Source organism: Leisingera aquaemixtae, from assembly GCF_001458395.1.
GTDB classification, from domain to species: domain Bacteria; phylum Pseudomonadota; class Alphaproteobacteria; order Rhodobacterales; family Rhodobacteraceae; genus Leisingera; species Leisingera aquaemixtae.
This window is the reverse complement of record NZ_CYSR01000030.1, coordinates 117,803-134,563: the sequence shown is the minus strand read 5'-3', so window position 1 is coordinate 134,563 and position 16,761 is coordinate 117,803. Positions and strand designations below refer to the sequence as shown.

Genomic DNA, 16,761 nt, shown 5'->3' with positions numbered 1-16,761 from the left:
GTCCGCTGATTTTCTGCTACAATTGTGACGCGTCATGTCCTATGTACGCGCGGGAAATTCAAGGGGGCAGCCATGTCACAGCGTCCATATGTCATTGATGTGATGATCTCGGCCAAGGCAATTGCCGCGCGGATCGAGGAACTTTGCGAAGAGATTCAGAAGGAGTTCGGCGATACCGACAAGCTGGTCGTCGTCGGCCTCTTGCGCGGCAGTTTTGTGTTCATCGCCGATCTGGTGCGGGAACTGGACCTGCCGATCGAGGTCGATTTCCTGGAAGCGTCCTCTTATGGCGATGCGATGGAAAGCAGCCGGGAAGTGCGTATTCTCAAGGACTTGCGCGGCGCGATTGAAGGGCGCGACGTGCTGGTTGTCGAAGATATCGTCGACACCGGCCACACGCTGAACCACGTCACCCACCTGCTGCAAAGCCGCAATCCGGCGCGGCTGAAGTCGATTGCGCTGCTGGACAAGCCGTCGCGGCGCGAGGTGGATTTTCGCTCTGACTGGGTGGGTTTCGAGATCCCGGACGAGTTCGTCGTCGGCTATGGCATCGACTATGCGCAGCGCAACCGGAACCTGCCGCATATCGGCAAGGTGCGCTTCACCGGCGAGGGCTGAGCCAGCCGATGACCGGGGGTGACATGCGTGCACCCCCTGTGCACCGCCCGTGCACCGCTCATGCGGCCTGCCGCAGCTTCCTTGCAGAAATGCCACAGAAATCAGGAACCTGCACGGACCCAGGAACCGGCGCCGCTCCGCCGGTTTTGCTCTGCCGACGGCACATTCCGGCGCAGCCGATTTGCCTTTTCCGCCCGCTTTGCCCATCTGGTCTGCAAGCGCAGAGATCACGGGAGATCCGCCAATGCACAAGTTTTTGATGACGGCCGCCGCCGCGGCCACCAGCCTCGCCCTTGCCCCCGCAGCCGCCCACGCCGGGCCGCCGAAATGGGCGCCGGGCCACAATAACAGCGCCGCCCATTACGCCCCGGGCCAGGTGAAGAAACGCCACCACTCCAAGCACAGCCACTCCAAGCACAGCCACGACCATAATCATGACCGCTATGAAGGCCGCATCCGCGGGGATGACTGGGTCTACGTGGACGACTACGGCCGCTGGGGGCTGGAGCCGCCGCGCGACGGGCACCGCTACGTGCGCCAGGACAACAAGATCTTTGAGGTCGTCAAGGACACGCTGGCGATTGTCGGCGCGGTGGCTGTCGTCAATGCGCTGACCCAGTAAAGGTCAGCCAAGCAAACCCCGGATCGCGTGCAAAAAAATCCCGGCCCCGGCCGGGATTGCCGCGTCCGGGAAATCGTAATCGGGGTTGTGCAGCTGCGGCTGCGCCTCCCCTGAGCCCAGCCAGAACATCGCCGTTTTGGCGCCCTTGGCGAACTGCCCGAAATCCTCGGACCAGCGCTGGGGCAGCTCCTGCATCTGCACCGGACAGCCAGCCGCGGCGGCCGCTGTGCGCAGCACCTCAACCGCCTCCGGGTGGTTGCTGCAGGCGGCGAACACGTCGTCGAATTCCACCGCCAATTCCAGCCCTTCCGCCGCGCAGACCTGCTCCGCCAGCTTTGTGGCCGCAGTGATCAGCTGGTCCATTCGGGTGTCCGTGACGGTGCGCAGGGTGGCCCAGACCTCCGCCTCCCCCGGTGCGATTCCGAACGTGGCTTCGCCCAGCCGGGCATGGGTCGGCGTGACAAGGGCAAATTCCGGCCCCAGACCGCCGCCGCTGCCCAAAGCCGCAAGCCCCGGAAGCAACCGGGCGATGGCCCCGGCGGGCGACACCCCGTCCTGCGGCGCGGCAGCGTGAGAGGTCTTGCCGGTCAGCTTGATCCGCATTCCGCGGGAGGCGCAGTTGGCGGGGCCGGAACACAAGTCCACCTGCCCCACCGCCAGACCCGGCAGATTGTGCAATGAGAACGCATAATCCGGCGCGATCTGAGGGAAGGCGGGATCGGCGATCACCGCCGCAGCGCCCTTGCCGGTCTCCTCGGCGGGCTGGAACAGCAGCACCACCCGGCCTGTCGCGGGACGGCGGGCGGAGAAGTCTTCTGCCAGCGCCGCCACCATTGCCATATGGCCGTCATGGCCGCACAGATGACCGCGGCCTGGGTGGGCGGAGCGGTAAGGCTGGTCCGAAAGCTCCTCAATCGGCAGCCCGTCGAGTTCACAGCGGATGACGACCGTAGGGCCATCCTCCCTGCCCTCATAAACCGCGGCAACGCCGTGGCCGCCCAGGCCGGTCAGCAGCTGATCGGGGTTTTGCTGGCGCAGATAGCCCGCCACCATGGCGGCGGTCTTTTCCTCGGCGCCGGACACTTCGGGGATTTGGTGCAGAGCGTGGCGCAGCCGGGTCAGCCGCGCCAGACGCTCAGGTGTCATGCCAGACCCAGCTTCTTGTTGCGCGCCTCGCGCAGGCGGGCAAAATCGTCGCCCGCGTGGTAGGAGGACCGGGTCAGCGGGGTGGCCGAGACCATCAGGAAGCCCTTGCCATAGGCGGCTTTCTCGTAGGTCTTGAATTCCTCCGGCGTCACGAACCGGTCGACTGCGTGGTGCTTGGGCGTCGGCTGCAGGTACTGTCCGATGGTCAGGAAATCGATGTTGGCGGCGCGCATGTCATCCATCACCTGTTTCACCGCCTGCGCGTCCTCGCCCAGGCCGACCATGATGCCGGATTTGGTGAAGATCGAGGGATCCAGCTCCTTCACCCGCTGCAGCAGGCGCAGGGAATGGAAATAGCGCGCGCCCGGGCGGACCTCGGGATAGAGGCCCGGAACGGTTTCCAGGTTGTGGTTGAAGACGTCAGGCTTGGCCTCCACCACAATCTCCAGCGCCTTGTCATCGCATTTGATGAAATCGGGGGTCAGGATTTCGATGGTGGTGCTGGGGCTGCGGTGGCGCACGGCGCGGATGGTCTGGGCAAAATGCTCGGCACCGCCGTCCTCCAGATCGTCGCGGTCCACCGAGGTGATCACCACGTGGTTCAGGCCCAGCTTCTGGACCGCGTGGGCCACCCGGCCCGGTTCAAACGCATCCAGCGCGTCGGGGCGGCCGGTGGCGATGTTGCAGAAGGTGCAGCCGCGGGTGCAGATCTCGCCCATGATCATCATGGTGGCGTGGCCCTGGCTCCAGCATTCGCCGACGTTGGGACAGCCTGCTTCCTCGCACACGGTGGTCAGCTGGTTGTCGCGCATGATCTTATGCGTTTCGGCATAGCCTTTGCCGCCCGGCGCCTTGACCCGGATCCAGCTTGGCTTCTTGGGCTGAGCGTTGTCGGGACGATGCGCCTTCTCGGGGTGGCGCTGCTCCGGGATCTTAAGGTCTCTCACGTGGGTTTCCCTTCCGGCCTCTGGCTTTCTTGCGGGTGTATCATAGCTGACTTGGCTTGGCACGGGGATATCGTCAACCCTGCCTTGCCGCCTGATCATGGCTGAGCCCCCGGATACTGGCGCCGTTTTCCTTTGCCAAAGCGCCGCATCGCCGCACATAGTCCAGCTGTGCAGGGCAATTGCTCAGGTAATCGGCACAGGTAATCAGTATGGGAGGGCGTGATGGCCAAGGAGCTGGAAAAGTTCAAGGCGGAGCACAAGAAGCTGGCTGCGGGCACCAAGAAATTCACCACCGCCGAAGGTGACAAAATCAAGAAGCGGATCGGGATTTCGCTGGGCAATGCCTGGGAGGGCGAGGATTATTTCCGCGAGAGCCTGGCCAAGGCGCGGGCTGACGGGGTGACCTCCGGCAAGATGGCAGATTTCCAGAAGAACAAGCATTTCAAGGACGGCATGGCCACCTGGAACAAGTCGGTGGACCTCCATCAGGGCGAAGTCGACGCGATGAAGGGCTTCTGCACGGAGGCCAAGGCGCATCTGGCCAAGATAAACAAACTGGCCGGCGATATCGAAAAGGATTTGAAGAAGCGTTCCAAGACCTCTGCCTCGAAGAAGGACATCGAGGCGCTGCAGGGCGCGCTGGCCAAGGAGATGGCCGAGGTCAAGAAGGCCTCGGAATACGAGGGCAAGCTGAACGCGATGCAGAAGCTTTATGCGGCGAACTTCCAGAAGAACGTGGCCAAGATCATGAAGGAGTCGCCGGACAGCCACGATAAGAAAAAGGATATGACCGAGCTGCCGCAGCTGCTGGTGGACCGCAATCTGAAGAAATACACCAACCAGGTCGGGGCGCTGGTGAAGGCGATCAACGCCCATTGCGTGGCGGCGATCGACAAGGCGGGCCAGGATCTCAAGGCGGCGGCGCCGGATCTGAAGTCGGCGGCGGCCAAGTTCAAGGATCTGAAGAAGATCAACGACCAGTATCAAGCCGTGAAAAAGAAGTTCCCCGGCGCGATCAACGACTCCAAGGACAAGAAAAAACTGCTGGCGACGCTGAAGAAATTCAATGACCTTACTGCCGCGGCTGAGCGGAAGCTGCGCGGCACCACGGTGACGATCAAGAAGGCTGCGGCCTAGCGCCGCGGCCGGCGGCTGAAAGCGAGGATCGGCGGCAGGAACATGCCGCGATCCGCGCCTTGAAGGGCGCATCTGCGCTGCTTGCCGCGGCGCAGAACCACAAGCTGCATCCTGGAGTCATGGACGTGTTGATACCGGCTTAGAATCGTTTTAAGTCTGCGCGCCGAACGAGCATGAACCTTCAGGAGATTCAGAGATGAAAGCTGGCGTTAAGCTGCCCGACGTGACCTTCCGCACCCGTGTCCGTGACGAGTCGATCGAGGGCCCGAACCCGTTCCGCTGGGAAGACAAGACCACCGCCGACTATTTTGCGGGCAAGCGCGTTGTGCTGTTCTCACTGCCCGGCGCCTTCACCCCGACCTGCTCCACCTACCAGCTGCCGGGCTTTGAGAAAGGCTTTGCCGACTTCCAGGCCGAAGGCATCGACGCGATCTATTGCATGTCGGTGAACGACAGCTTTGTGATGAACGCCTGGGCGCGCGCTCAGGAACTGCAGAACGTGGAAGTGATCCCGGACGGCTCCGGCGAATTCACCCGCAAGATGGGCATGCTGGTCGCCAAGGACAACCTGGGCTTCGGCAACCGCTCCTGGCGTTATGCCGCCATCATCAACGATGGCGTGGTCGAGGCATGGTTCGAAGAGCCGGGCCTGTCCGACAACCACGGCGAAGACCCCTATGGCGTCTCCTCCCCGGAGACCGTGCTGAAGCACCTGAAAGAAGCCAAGGCAGAAGTCGCGGCCTGAGCCGTCTCTTCAAGCTGAACACCAGGCCCGGCCGATGCGCCGGGCCTTTTGTTTTTGGTGCTGCCGGCATTGGTAAATTTTTGACCTGCAGCCGCATCGCGTTCACTGTCCGGCAGCCATGTGCAGGACACAGGCCCCCGTCGCCGCAGAGGAGCAGAAGATGACGCGCAAGCAAACCGGAACCGTCAAGGAGACTGTTGTTGCCAGCTGGGATAGTAGCCGCAACTACATGATGGCCGAGGATGAATTCACCGGGATCGTGGTCGGCAAAGAAGCCACGGGGTCGGAATACGTGATCACCAACGGCGTGGTTGCGCCGGGTGCGGTCATCCCGGAGCATTTCCACAAATGGGAAGACCAGACGTTTCACGTCATCGAGGGGCAGCTTGAAGCCAGGATCGGCGGCGAGACCCATACGCTCGGCCCGGGCGGCAGCGTCCACTGCCCGCGCGGCGTGCCGCATTTCATGAGGAATACCGGCCAGTCGCAAGCGAAGCTCATCAGCTATATCTTCCCCGGCGACTGGGCCGAGGAATTCATGGCTGAAACCTCGCGGCAGAACATGTCCGGCGCGCGGGATCCCGGGCTGATTGAGGAACGGTTCGGCGTCGTTTACCTGTAGGACGCTGACGCCGCGGTTGACCTGCCCGGCCTGCCAGCGCGGCCCTAACCGATCAGCTCTGCCTCGCGGGCGCTGCTTTCGCCGTAGTAATCCGCCAGATGCTGCAGCGCGATGCGCAGCACCACCTTGCCGGAGCGGGCAGGCCAGCCCAGGCTGCGCTCGGCGGTTTCCAGACCTTCCAGATGGCAGCAGCAGCGCAGGGCAATGTCGCCGAGGCCCGCCCCCAGTTTCTGCAGCGCCTCCGTCATCCGCTGCTGCGCGGCGGCGCCCGCCTCGTGGCTGTTGCTGCGCAGGGCGCGGCTGCCCGGCGTGAAATAAAGCGTCTCCTGCATCAGATGGCTGCTGATCTGGGCCAGCTCGAAATCCTCGCGCAGCCGCTTGCCCGCGCGGACCATGGCGGAGGACAGGAACGGCTTGCCGTCCTTGTCCGACAGCCGCGCCAGCATCTCCAGCGGGGTTTCCGAGGTGCCATAGCGCGGTTTGCGGACAGAGCCCGGCATTCCGCTGCCTTCCGGGGCCAGAAACGGCGCCTGCGCCTCGGCAAAGCCGCCCTCCAGCCGCGCCCTGGCCCGGTTTTCCTGATCGGCGATGATCCGTTTCAGGGCGGTGCGGCCGGCAGGCGTTATCGCATAACGGCTGATCCGCCCCCGCCGGGAGCAGGTGATCCACCCGGTCAGCGCCAGCGCCCCGGCCAGCGGGCGGGACACGGCCACCTTCTGGCCGTCGCTGTCCTGGCCTTCCCGCACGACCACCGCCATTTCCATCCCTTCCGCAGCAGCCAGAACCGCGCCGCCGCGGCTGAGCAGGGTCAGCACGCTGGCGGCCTCGCGCTCGAACCCGGCAGTGAGGCCGCGCGTCGCGGGCTTGTCCGCAGCCGCGCCCGCCTTGGCGGCGCCGTCGGCCTGATAGCGGCCGGCAAGATAGGTCAGCACCTCGTCTATCAGCGGGTCGTCCCGCAAGGTTTCCACCCGCCGCACCTGGCGCAGGATGGTGGACGGGTGGCACCCGGCTTTGCGGGCCAGCTGCCGGATCGGGCGGCCCGCCTCCGTGTGCTGAAGATAACGGCATGTCTCAAGCGGCACCCAGCCAGGCAAGGGTGCGTGCGGTAGGTTTTGCATTTTCAGACCCCCGGTCGTCAGTCGGGCCCGCCCGCCGGCCGCGCTCACCGCGCCCGAAGGCTCCTCCACGGTCACCCGACTGGTTTTGAAAAGAAATTCAGATCAGGCGCTATTGTTTCCAGAAAATGAATAATCATCACAAAACGGACCGTTCGCCGGTAGCGCCCTCTCCGCAACACCACGATAGGTTGTGTTATAGCAGGTCCGGTACAGAGAATGAAAAAGGAGAGGACAATGCAGGATGTAGTCACCCGGGTATCGCTGCTTCGCCGTCCGCGGATTCTGTCCAGGGCGGCCCGTCTGGGCGCCGCAAATTATTGCCGCCAGCGCGATTTACGGCGGATCCTGGGCTATGGGACACTGCCGAAACCCGCCGCCGCGGTAATGCGGCTTCTGGATATGGAAAGCGCCCTGAATGCCGCGCGCACGGCGGGCGAAGCGGGCTATTCCCTGATCCGCCATGTGGATGTGCTGATCGCGCTGGCGGGTGAAGCGGCCTGCTTGCGCGCGGCGGGACGTCCGGGGGATGCAAAAACGGCGGCCCCTGCGGACCGCCGTTCCAGTGCGGCAGAGGGTACGGCCCCCTGCCCCTGATTTTTTTCTGGCGTTTACATGAACGCGTCGGGCATCGAGGCCTTTTTCTCGGCGACGTATTCTTCCAGCGCCTGCTTGATGGCGGGATCCATGGCCGGCTGCTCGTAAGTGGCCAGCAGCTTTTCGACCCGGCTGGTGGCCAGCGCATAGGTGTCGCGGCTGCCTTCCTCTTCCCACTGCTCGAACGGCTTGTAATCCAGCAGGTCGGACTTCCAGAACGCCGACTTGAAGTTGGCCTGGGTGTGGGCGCAGCCGAGGTAGTGGCCGCCGGGGCCGACTTCGCGGATGGCTTCCATCGCCTGGCCGTTCTCGTCCACCGAGATGCCTTTGGCGAGGCCGTGCAGGGTGCCCAGCTGGTCGGCGTCCATCACGAACTTCTCGAAGTCCGCAACAAGGCCGCCTTCGAGCCAGCCGCAGGAGTGCAGCATGAAGTTGACGCCGGACAGCAGGCCCATGTTGAGCGAGTTGGCGGTTTCATAAGCCGCCTGCGCATCCGGCAGCTTGGAGCCGCAGAAGGAGCCGGCCGAGCGGAACGGCACGCCCAGGCGGCGGGCCAGCTGGCCTGCGCCGTAGGTGACCAGCGACGCCTCGGGGGTGCCGAAGGTCGGCGCGCCGGAGTTCATGTCGATCGAGGACACGAAGGCGCCGAAGATCGCAGGCGCACCGGCCCGGCACAGCTGGCTGTAGGCGATGCCGGCCAGAACCTCGGCCAGCACCTGGGTCAGGGTGCCCGCAACCGACACCGGCGCCATGGCGCCGCCGACGATGAACGGCGAGATGATGCAGGCCTGCATGTTCTGCGCGTAGACTTCCAGCGAGCCCATCATCACGTCGTCGAAGGTCATCGGCGAGTTGATGTTGGTCAGCGAGGTCATCACGGTGTTGTTCTGCACGAAGTCCTTGCCGAACAGGATGCCGGCCATGTCGACGGAGTCCTGGGCGCGGCTGGGTTCGGTGACAGAGCCCATGAACGGCTTGTCGCTGAGGGTCATATGCGCCATCAGCATGTCCAGGTGGCGCTTGTTCACCGGGATGTCGGTGGGCTCGCACACGGTGCCGCCGGAGTGGTGCAGCCACTTGGACATATAGGCCAGCTTCACGAACTTGTTGAAGTCGTCCATGGTCGCATAGCGGCGGCCGCCATTGGCGTCGCGCACGAACGGCGGGCCGTAGACCGGCGCCAGCACCATGTTGCGGCCGCCGATGACCACCGATTTCTCGGGGTTGCGGGCATGCTGGGTGAACTCCGCAGGCGCGGTTTCGCACAGCTTGCGGGCCAGGCCGCGGGGAATGCGCACACGCTCGCCCTGCACATCCGCGCCCGCCGCGCGCCAGCGCTCCAGCGCCGCCGGGTTGTCAACGAAGTTGACGCCGACCTCTTCCAGGATGGTTTCCGCGTTGTACTCGATGATCTCCAGCGCTTCGTCGTTCAGGACTTCGAAGTTCGGGATATTGCGCTCGATGTACTTTGCGGTCTCGATCTTGACACTGGTGCGTTCGGCGCGGCGGGCGGCGCCGCCGCCGGAACCGCGGGCACGACGGCGCGGGGCTGCTTCTGTCATGGTTTATCCTCACCACAGGCATTTCATTGCGAAGGGTATTATAGCCACCGCGCCGCCCCGCGCCGCAGGATTGCGGCCATTCAAGTTGAAAAGCGACATTGGCGGGGCATTTTCCACCGCGGCAGCGGAGTTTGGCAAAACTTGCGCGGGTTACAGGGCGCACCGCCTTGAAAAACCGGGCCGAACGCGGGCCAAGCACCAAACCCCCTTGCGGAAAATGCGTTCCTGCCCTATGGCGCGTGCATGACAGAGACATCCCATGACCGCCTTCTCATCATCGACTTTGGCAGCCAGGTCACGCAGCTGATTGCGCGCCGCCTGCGCGAGCTGAACGTCTATTGCGAAATCCACCCCTATCAGAATGTCACCATGGACTTTGTGCGCGAGCTGGCGCCCAAGGCGGTGATCTTCTCGGGCGGACCGGACAGCGTGACCCGCGAGGGGTCGCCGCGTGTGCCGCAGGAGATTTTCGACTATGGCGTGCCGATCCTGGGCATCTGCTATGGCCAGCAGGTGATGATGCACCAGCTCGGCGGCCAGGTGGTCAGCGGCCACGGCACCGCCGAATTCGGCCGCGCCTACGTGACCCCGAGCCAGGAGCGCATCCCGCTGCTGAACGGCTGGTTCCTGGAGGAGCGCGAGCAGGTCTGGATGAGCCACGGCGACCATGTCTCCAAAATCGCGCCGGGCTTTGAGGTCTATGGCACCTCGCCCAACGCGCCCTTTGCGATCACCGCCGATCTGGAGCGCAATTTCTTTGCGGTGCAGTTCCACCCCGAGGTGCACCACACCCCGAACGGCAAGACGCTGTATGAGAACTTCGTCAAAATTGCCGGCTTCACCGGCGACTGGACCATGGGCGCCTACAAGGACGAAGCGATCCGCCAGATCCGCGAGCAGGTCGGCGACAAGAAGGTGATCTGCGGCCTGTCCGGCGGCGTCGATTCCTCGGTGGCGGCGGTGCTGATCCACGAGGCGATCGGCGACCAGCTGACCTGCGTCTTTGTCGACCATGGCCTTCTGCGCAAGAACGAGGCGCAAGAAGTCGTGAAGATGTTCCGCGACAACTACAACATCCAGCTGATCCACGCCGACGAAAGCGAGCTGTTCCTGGGCGAGCTGGACGGCCAGTCGGACCCGGAAACCAAGCGCAAGATCATCGGCAAGCTGTTTATCGACGTGTTCCAGAAACACGCCGACACCATCGAGGGCGCCGAGTTTCTGGCGCAGGGCACGCTTTATCCGGATGTGATTGAATCAGTCTCCTTCTCGGGCGGGCCGTCTGTCACCATCAAGTCGCACCACAACGTGGGCGGCCTGCCGGAGAAAATGGGCCTCAAGCTGGTGGAACCGCTGCGCGAGCTGTTCAAGGACGAGGTGCGCGCCCTGGGCCATGAGCTGGGCCTGCCCGCGAGCTTCATCGGCCGCCACCCCTTCCCGGGACCGGGCCTGGCGATCCGCTGCCCGGGCGAGATCACCCGCGAAAAGCTGGACATCCTGCGTGAGGCGGATGCGGTCTATATCGACCAGATCCGCAAGCACGGCCTCTATGACGAGATCTGGCAGGCGTTTGTCGCGATCCTGCCGGTGCGCACCGTCGGCGTGATGGGCGACGGCCGCACCTACGACTATGCCTGCGCGCTGCGCGCGGTGACCTCGGTGGACGGCATGACCGCGGATTACTACCCGTTCACCCACGAGTTCCTGGGCGAAACCGCCACCCGGATCATCAACGAGGTGAAGGGCATCAACCGCTGCACCTATGACATCACCTCGAAGCCTCCGGGCACCATCGAGTGGGAATGATCCAGTCTTCGAGACCCCGGCCCAGCGGCCGGGGTTTCTTTTTGCCAGCTCCGGTTAACCAATCCGTCAGCTGTTAATGGAATAGTTCCCCAAACACCACTGGTTTGGAGAACCCAACGATCATTTGCCACCCGCTGAAACTTATCTTCATCAAGACCAAGAAGGTCGGCGGCACGTCTATTGAAATCGCCCTGTCCAGCTTCTGCGACGAAACCAGTGTCATAACCCCGATTTCTCCGAACGATGAGACAACCCGTGCAGATTTGGGCTATCGCGGCCAGCAGAACCATCGGCGGCAGGTCTGGCCGGACGGCACTGAGACCGCTGAGACCTTCTATAACCACATCCCGGCGGCCCAGGCTAAAGCCATCATCCCGCAGGAGATCTGGGACAGCTATACCAAGGTCACCATATGGCGGGATCCTTATGATGCCATCATTTCCCGCTACTACTGGGAAAAGGCGGACGCTGCCGGCATTCCGTTCGGAAAATTCGTGCGCAATTTCAAAACCATGCTGACAGAGAACAGCCGCATCACCCCGCTGGAAGGGCCGGATGCGCTGAATGTTTATCTGCGCTACGAACATCTTGAGGAAGATATAGCGGCACTGGGCATTGACGGGCTGTGGGAGCGGTTCTCCGGCCTGCGCGCCAAGGGCGCCTTCCGTCCGCGCAGCGGCGCCGATCCGGACACTCTGAATACCCGGCACCCCGGGGCGGCAGATATCGTGGCAGAGCAATGCGCAACTGAAATCCGCAAGTTCGGTTACAAACGCCCTAGCACTGTGCCGGCAATGGCCAAGCCGGAGCAGGCCGGCAAAAACGACTTTATCTTCACCCTGTCCGCCGGGCGGACCGGAACAGCTTGGCTTGCGCAATTCCTAGGTGACAACCTGCAGATCCGTTCTGTGCACGAACCCCTGGGGGTCGAGGATTTCGGCACGGCCATGCCGGAATTCAGTCACATGCGCAGGTTCAACACCCTGGGCATGGACGGGGTGACGCGGGACTTCTGGCGCAACAAGCTTGCTTCGCTGCAGGCGCCTTATGCGGAATCCAATCATATCCTGGGCAAATGCGGGCTGATCGAGGCCCTCGCCGACAGCAGCATCTGCAGCCGCACAACTGTCATCATCCTGCGCCGCGACCTGGCCAAGCAGTGCGCCAGCTACGTCGGCCGCAACGATTTCCAGAATATCACCATCCCCTGGCAGTGGTACCTGGACATGAGCTACCGCAACGTGATCGTGAACCCGTCCGTGTTCCGGCAGATGGGGCAGATTGGCTGGGCCATCTGGTACGCGCTGGAGATGGAAGCCCGCTACGCCTACTATCTGATCAAGTACGGCGGCAGGATCAACTTTGTCGAGGCGCGGCTGGAGGAGGCCACCAAGCCGGACGGTGCCGCCAGGCTTCTGGAGGCCCTGGGCCACCACGGCGCACCGGTGCTGCCGGAGAAAAAGAACGCCACCCGCAATCAGTCCGAGGTGACGGAGGCGCTGACCGCCGAAATCCGGACGCTGCTGGGCCGGCTGAACTTTGACCCGGTAGCTCAGGCAAACGCCTATCTCAGCGCGGGCCGCACCCTGGACGGCGCTGCGCAGCGCAGCGCAGCGGCTTGATCTCCGGGGCTTCGCCAGCCCGGCACTTCTGAACCTGATGCCCGGCCCGGCTGCGCGCCTGCAGCAGCCGGGCCTTTCTTGTCCTTGACCCCCGGCCGGTATCCTTGTCTGTTCCCGCCAGCAGCAACGGGGGAGGAACCGCAATGGCAGAGGGTGAGGCGCGCGCGGGACTGGCCGCCCTGTGGATGATTGGCGCCATCGTCTCCTTCTCCGCCATGGCCATCGCGGGCCGCGAGGCCGGGCTGACGCTGGACACCTTCGAGATCATGACCTACCGCAGCATGGTCGGGCTGCTGATCGTGGCCGCGGTGCTGACGGCCACCGGGCGCTGGCAACAGGTGCGGCGGGATCGGCTGGGCGTGCATCTCCTGCGCAACACGGTCCATTTCACCGGCCAGAACCTGTGGTTCCTGGCGGTGACGCTGGTGCCGCTGGCGCAGGTGTTCGCGCTGGAGTTCACCTCACCGCTCTGGGTCATCATCCTGTCGCCGCTGTTGCTGGGCGAGACCCTGACCCGGCGGCGGATGCTGGCGGCGGGCCTGGGCTTTGCCGGCATCCTGATTGTTGCCCGCCCCAGTCCGGACACCGTGAACCTGGGCCTCGCCGCGGCGGCCGGCTGCGCGATCTTCTTTGCGCTGACCGCGATCCTGACCAAACGGCTGACCCGGCACGAGACGACCGCCTCGATCCTGTTGTGGCTGACGGCGATGCAACTTGTGATGGGTCTGCTGGCAGCCGGATGGGACGGCGACATGGCGCTGCCGGATTCCTCCACCCTGCCCTGGCTGGTGCTGATCGGCATTGCCGGGCTCACCGCGCATTTCTGCCTGACCACCGCCCTGTCGCTGGCCCCCGCCAGCGTCGTGGTGCCCATCGATTTCGCCCGGCTGCCCGCCATCGCGATCCTGGGCATGGTGATTTACGGCGAGGCGCTGGATGCCTGGGTGCTGAGCGGCGCGGCCATCATCTGCATCGCGAATTACCTCAACATTGTTGCCGGAAATCCCGTCAGGTCCGCCCGCAACTGAAGGTTTCACGCTAGTTGCCGCTTGGTTACGGTTGATCTGCGGATTTCTGCCCTATTACCTTCGCGTAAAGCGGTCCGCACAGGCCGCTACCAAGGGAGGAACAATGAAACGCTATCTTGCAACAACCGCCGCTCTGGCGCTGGTGTCCGGGCCTGCCATGGCCAGCGGCCTTGACCGCACCGGCCAGCCGATCGGGATTATCTTTGAAGAAGGCAACTACGCCGAATTCTCCTTCGCGACCACATCCGTGGACCTGTCGGGCAATGACCGGACAACCCTGAACCCGCTCGGCTCTGCCACCGGCGATGTCGGCGAACGCTTCAACATGTTCGGCGCGGGCTACAAGCGGGACCTTAACGAACAGCTGTCCTTCGCCCTGATCTTCGATCAGCCCTGGGGTGTGGACGTGAACTACCCGACCACCGGCTCTTTGCTGCTGGGCGGGACCACCGCGCAGGCGGACTCCAATGCGATCACCGCCCTCTTGCGCTACAAGTTCAATGAGCGTTTCAGCGTTCATGGCGGTATCCGCTATCAGGAGATTGATGGCGAAATCAATCTGCAGGGCGGCGCTTACACCTCGATCGGCGGCGTCTACAACGTGAAGGTGAACAAGGAAGGCGCTTTTGGCTGGGTGGCTGGCGTTGCCTATGAGATCCCCGAGATCGCCCTGCGCGCGGCGCTGACCTACAGCTCTGAAATCGAGCATGATTTCAATCTGAACGAAACCTTCGCAACCGGGGCCACCGCCAGCACCTCGACCCAGACCAAGACGCCGCAGTCGGTGAACCTGGACTTCCAGACCGGCATCGCCAAGGACACGCTGCTGTTTGGCGGTGTGCGCTGGGCTGAACACAGCGTGACGGATTTGGTGGTACCGGGCCTGAGCACCCTGGCCGGCCGCTCTGTCGACCTGATCGACCTGGACGATTCCTTTACCTACACGCTGGGGATCGGCCGCAGCTTCAACGAGAACTGGTCCGGGTCGCTGGCGTTTATCTATGCGGATGTGGACGGCGACGATCTGGTGTCGCCGCTGGCGCCGACCCACGGGTATGAGGCGATCCGGCTTGGCGTGCGCTATAAGCAGGACAACATGACCATTTCTGCCGGCATCCGCTATACCCAGCTGGGCGACGCGGTCGCTTCTCCCAGCGGCAACCCGGTCACCAACTTTCAGGACAACGATGCTGTCAGCTTTGGCCTGAAGGTCGGCTACAACTTCTGATCCGCTGGCAGGCTTCCGCCTGAACAGAGACAGCTTACACCCCGCCCTTTCAGGGCGGGGTTTTCTTTTGCCGCAAGAAACGGGTCGCTTGGCGTCCGCCCGCGCGCTAGCTGAGGTGCATGAGCCCGCAAAAGACCATATCCCCCCGCGCCTGGGCCGAGCTGATCCTGCTCGGCGCGGTCTGGGGCGGATCGTTCCTGTCGATCCGCATCGCCCTCGATGAAATCCCCGTTGCCACCCTGGTGCTGCACCGCTGCGGTTGGGCGGCGCTGCTGCTGTGGGCCGTTGTGCTGCTGATGCGGCTGCCGGTGCCAAAGGCGCCGCGGGTCTGGGCGGCGTTCCTGGTGATGGGGCTGCTCAATAACGTGATTCCCTTCGGGCTGATGGCGTGGGGGCAGCTGCATATCGAAACCGGCCTCACCTCGATTTTGAATGCGGCGACGGCCGTGTTCGGGGTGATCGTGGCGGCCCTGGTCTTTGCCGATGAGCGGCTGACGGCGCGCAAGGCGCTGGGGGTCACCCTTGGCTTCCTGGGCGTGGCCACGGCCATCGGGCTGGAGCAATTTGCCGCCTTTGACATCCGCAGCACGGCGCAGCTGGCGGTTCTGGCGGGCACGGTGTCCTATGCGTTTGCCAGTGCCTGGGCACGGCTGCATCTGTCCGGCCTGCCGCCGCAGGTGGCGGCGGCGGGAATGCTCACGGGGTCAACCCTGTGCCTGGCACCGGCTGCGCTGCTGATTGACGGGCCTCCGGCGCTGGCGCTGGAAACGGACACCTGGATGTCCATCGCCTATTTCTCGCTGATCGCCACTTCCGGGGCCTATCTGCTCTATTACCGGGTGCTGGGGCTGGCGGGCAGCGGCAACCTGATGCTGGTCACGCTGATCATCCCGCCGGTCGCCATCGTGCTGGGCGCTGCGGTGCTGGGTGAAGCGCTGAAACCGCAGGCCTATGCCGGTTTTGCCCTGCTGGCGGCGGGGCTGCTGATCCTGAACGGCATGCCCCGGTTGCGGCGCAAGCGCGCACGGAATTGACCCAGCCCGCGCAGAGGATTAGCAAGGCCTGAAACCTTCAGGGACTACTTATCTAATGCTCTACTCTTCCGCACAGGACTGGCGCGAGGCGCCGAACAAACGGGTGCTGTTCTTTGGCATGTCCGGGCTTGGCAAAACTTATGTCAGCAACGTCCTGCGCGGGGCCGGCAGCTGGTTCCATTACTCCGTCGATTACCGCATCGGCACCCGCTACATGGGCGAATACATCGCCGACAACGCCAAGGCCGAGGCCATGAAAGTGCCGTTCCTGCGGGAGCTGCTGCTGTCGGATTCGATCTTTATCGGCTCCAACATCACCTTTGAAAACCTGACACCGGTCGCGGCCTATCTGGGCAAGCCGGGCGATGTGGCCAAGGGCGGGCTGCCGATCGCGGAATACAAGCGGCGTCAAGAGCAGTTCCGCGTCGCCGAGATCCGCGCGCTGCTGGACACCGAGTATTTCGAAGACCGTGCGCAGCAGCTTTATGGCTATCCGAACTTCATCTGCGATACCGGCGGGTCGATCTGCGAATGGGTGGATGTGGACGATCCCCACGACCAGATCATGTCCGAACTCAGCAAGCACACGCTGATGGTCTGGATCAAGGGCACCGACGCCCACACCGAGGAATTGGTGCGCCGGTTCGACCGCGCCCCCAAGCCGATGTCCTATCAGCCGGAGTTCCTGGACCGTGTCTGGCAAGAGTATCTCAAGGAAAATGGCATAGCTGAGGGCGATGTGGACCCCGATGCCTTTATCCGCTGGACCTACGCCCAGGCGCTGGCGCACCGCCAGCCGCGCTATCAGGCGATGGCGGACAATTGGGGTATCACTGTCACCGCCGACCAGATCTCAGCCGTCAAGGATGAGGCCGGTTTCGTGGATTTGATCGCCTCCGCCCTTGAGGCCCGCAGCTAAGCCGCCTATTTCT

16 protein-coding genes are annotated in these 16,761 nt (G+C 63.7%); 12 read left to right on the top strand and 4 right to left on the bottom strand.

Going from position 1 to position 16,761, the window contains the following annotated elements; genetic code table 11:
• Positions 1-72 precede the first annotated feature (72 nt).
• Together hpt and PHA8399_RS14260 are read left to right on the top strand one after the other, a co-directional pair.
• Entirely contained in the window at positions 73-618 is a 546-nt protein-coding gene (gene hpt / locus PHA8399_RS14265; protein WP_058286792.1) for a hypoxanthine phosphoribosyltransferase, read from the top strand.
• 244 nt (positions 619-862) lie between these two features.
• Entirely contained in the window at positions 863-1,240 is a 378-nt protein-coding gene (locus PHA8399_RS14260; protein ID WP_058286791.1) for a hypothetical protein, read from the top strand.
• 3 nt (positions 1,241-1,243) lie between these two features.
• On the opposite strand, the gene PHA8399_RS14255 is transcribed toward PHA8399_RS14260, so the two are convergent.
• Positions 1,244-2,386 carry an amidohydrolase gene (locus tag PHA8399_RS14255; protein WP_058286790.1) on the bottom strand — a complete coding sequence of 381 codons (1,143 nt, stop codon included), beginning with the start codon at positions 2,384-2,386 and terminating at the stop codon, positions 1,244-1,246.
• Positions 2,383-3,333, bottom strand: coding sequence for a lipoyl synthase (lipA, locus tag PHA8399_RS14250; RefSeq protein ID WP_058286789.1), 951 nt, complete (start codon positions 3,331-3,333; stop codon positions 2,383-2,385). The genes PHA8399_RS14255 and lipA overlap by 4 nt, the downstream gene beginning before the upstream one ends.
• A gap of 222 nt (positions 3,334-3,555) precedes the next feature.
• Here lipA and PHA8399_RS14245 point away from each other — a divergent pair, with 222 nt between their 5' ends.
• The 3 genes from PHA8399_RS14245 (at position 3,556) to PHA8399_RS14235 (ending at position 5,837) form a co-directional block, all read left to right on the top strand.
• Positions 3,556-4,470: a hypothetical protein gene (locus PHA8399_RS14245; RefSeq protein WP_058286788.1), complete on the top strand. Its 915-nt coding sequence runs from the start codon at positions 3,556-3,558 to the stop codon at positions 4,468-4,470.
• Positions 4,471-4,666: 196 nt separating this feature from the next.
• On the top strand, positions 4,667-5,215 hold the full coding sequence (locus PHA8399_RS14240; protein ID WP_058286787.1) for a peroxiredoxin: 549 nt from the start codon (positions 4,667-4,669) through the stop codon (positions 5,213-5,215).
• A gap of 160 nt (positions 5,216-5,375) precedes the next feature.
• Complete coding sequence (locus PHA8399_RS14235; RefSeq protein ID WP_058286786.1) at positions 5,376-5,837, top strand: cupin domain-containing protein; 462 nt, start codon at positions 5,376-5,378, stop codon at positions 5,835-5,837.
• 44 nt (positions 5,838-5,881) lie between these two features.
• On the opposite strand, the gene PHA8399_RS14230 is transcribed toward PHA8399_RS14235, so the two are convergent.
• Positions 5,882-6,919 (bottom strand): DUF6456 domain-containing protein, encoded by a 1,038-nt coding sequence (locus tag PHA8399_RS14230; RefSeq protein WP_500683701.1) that lies wholly within the window; start codon positions 6,917-6,919, stop codon positions 5,882-5,884.
• 270 nt (positions 6,920-7,189) lie between these two features.
• Here PHA8399_RS14230 and PHA8399_RS14225 point away from each other — a divergent pair, with 270 nt between their 5' ends.
• A complete protein-coding gene (locus PHA8399_RS14225; protein WP_058286785.1) occupies positions 7,190-7,549 on the top strand; it encodes a DUF6477 family protein in 360 nt (119 codons plus the stop codon).
• A 14-nt stretch (positions 7,550-7,563) separates the two neighbouring features.
• Here the strand turns inward: PHA8399_RS14225 and PHA8399_RS14220 are convergent, their stop codons facing one another.
• Positions 7,564-9,111 carry a trimethylamine methyltransferase family protein gene (locus PHA8399_RS14220; RefSeq protein WP_058286784.1) on the bottom strand — a complete coding sequence of 516 codons (1,548 nt, stop codon included), beginning with the start codon at positions 9,109-9,111 and terminating at the stop codon, positions 7,564-7,566.
• Positions 9,112-9,354: 243 nt separating this feature from the next.
• On the opposite strand from PHA8399_RS14220, the gene guaA reads away from it, so the two are divergent.
• The 6 genes from guaA (at position 9,355) to PHA8399_RS14190 (ending at position 16,748) form a co-directional block, all read left to right on the top strand.
• Entirely contained in the window at positions 9,355-10,917 is a 1,563-nt protein-coding gene (gene guaA, locus PHA8399_RS14215; RefSeq protein ID WP_058286783.1) for a glutamine-hydrolyzing GMP synthase, read from the top strand.
• Between the two features lie 104 nt (positions 10,918-11,021).
• Positions 11,022-12,539 carry a hypothetical protein gene (locus PHA8399_RS22715; RefSeq protein WP_244270227.1) on the top strand — a complete coding sequence of 506 codons (1,518 nt, stop codon included), beginning with the start codon at positions 11,022-11,024 and terminating at the stop codon, positions 12,537-12,539.
• A 143-nt stretch (positions 12,540-12,682) separates the two neighbouring features.
• Entirely contained in the window at positions 12,683-13,567 is an 885-nt protein-coding gene (locus PHA8399_RS14205) for a DMT family transporter (RefSeq protein WP_058286782.1), read from the top strand.
• A 103-nt stretch (positions 13,568-13,670) separates the two neighbouring features.
• Positions 13,671-14,795, top strand: coding sequence for an OmpP1/FadL family transporter (locus PHA8399_RS14200; protein ID WP_058286781.1), 1,125 nt, complete (start codon positions 13,671-13,673; stop codon positions 14,793-14,795).
• A 119-nt stretch (positions 14,796-14,914) separates the two neighbouring features.
• Positions 14,915-15,829: a DMT family transporter gene (locus PHA8399_RS14195; RefSeq protein ID WP_058286780.1), complete on the top strand. Its 915-nt coding sequence runs from the start codon at positions 14,915-14,917 to the stop codon at positions 15,827-15,829.
• Between the two features lie 55 nt (positions 15,830-15,884).
• A complete protein-coding gene (locus PHA8399_RS14190; protein WP_058286779.1) occupies positions 15,885-16,748 on the top strand; it encodes a hypothetical protein in 864 nt (287 codons plus the stop codon).
• Positions 16,749-16,761 lie beyond the last annotated feature (13 nt).

Coding starts and splice junctions, on each gene's coding strand:
- PHA8399_RS14255 (WP_058286790.1), bottom strand. CDS start 2,386: ATGACACCTGAGCGTCTGGCGCGGCTGACCCGGCTGCGCCACGCTCTG.
- PHA8399_RS14220 (WP_058286784.1), bottom strand. CDS start 9,111: ATGACAGAAGCAGCCCCGCGCCGTCGTGCCCGCGGTTCCGGCGGCGGC.
- hpt (WP_058286792.1), top strand. CDS start 73: ATGTCACAGCGTCCATATGTCATTGATGTGATGATCTCGGCCAAGGCA.
- PHA8399_RS14225 (WP_058286785.1), top strand. CDS start 7,190: ATGCAGGATGTAGTCACCCGGGTATCGCTGCTTCGCCGTCCGCGGATT.
- PHA8399_RS14260 (WP_058286791.1), top strand. CDS start 863: ATGCACAAGTTTTTGATGACGGCCGCCGCCGCGGCCACCAGCCTCGCC.
- PHA8399_RS14240 (WP_058286787.1), top strand. CDS start 4,667: ATGAAAGCTGGCGTTAAGCTGCCCGACGTGACCTTCCGCACCCGTGTC.
- PHA8399_RS14190 (WP_058286779.1), top strand. CDS start 15,885: ATGCTCTACTCTTCCGCACAGGACTGGCGCGAGGCGCCGAACAAACGG.
- guaA (WP_058286783.1), top strand. CDS start 9,355: ATGACAGAGACATCCCATGACCGCCTTCTCATCATCGACTTTGGCAGC.
- PHA8399_RS14205 (WP_058286782.1), top strand. CDS start 12,683: ATGGCAGAGGGTGAGGCGCGCGCGGGACTGGCCGCCCTGTGGATGATT.
- PHA8399_RS14235 (WP_058286786.1), top strand. CDS start 5,376: ATGACGCGCAAGCAAACCGGAACCGTCAAGGAGACTGTTGTTGCCAGC.
- PHA8399_RS14245 (WP_058286788.1), top strand. CDS start 3,556: ATGGCCAAGGAGCTGGAAAAGTTCAAGGCGGAGCACAAGAAGCTGGCT.
- PHA8399_RS14200 (WP_058286781.1), top strand. CDS start 13,671: ATGAAACGCTATCTTGCAACAACCGCCGCTCTGGCGCTGGTGTCCGGG.
- PHA8399_RS14195 (WP_058286780.1), top strand. CDS start 14,915: ATGAGCCCGCAAAAGACCATATCCCCCCGCGCCTGGGCCGAGCTGATC.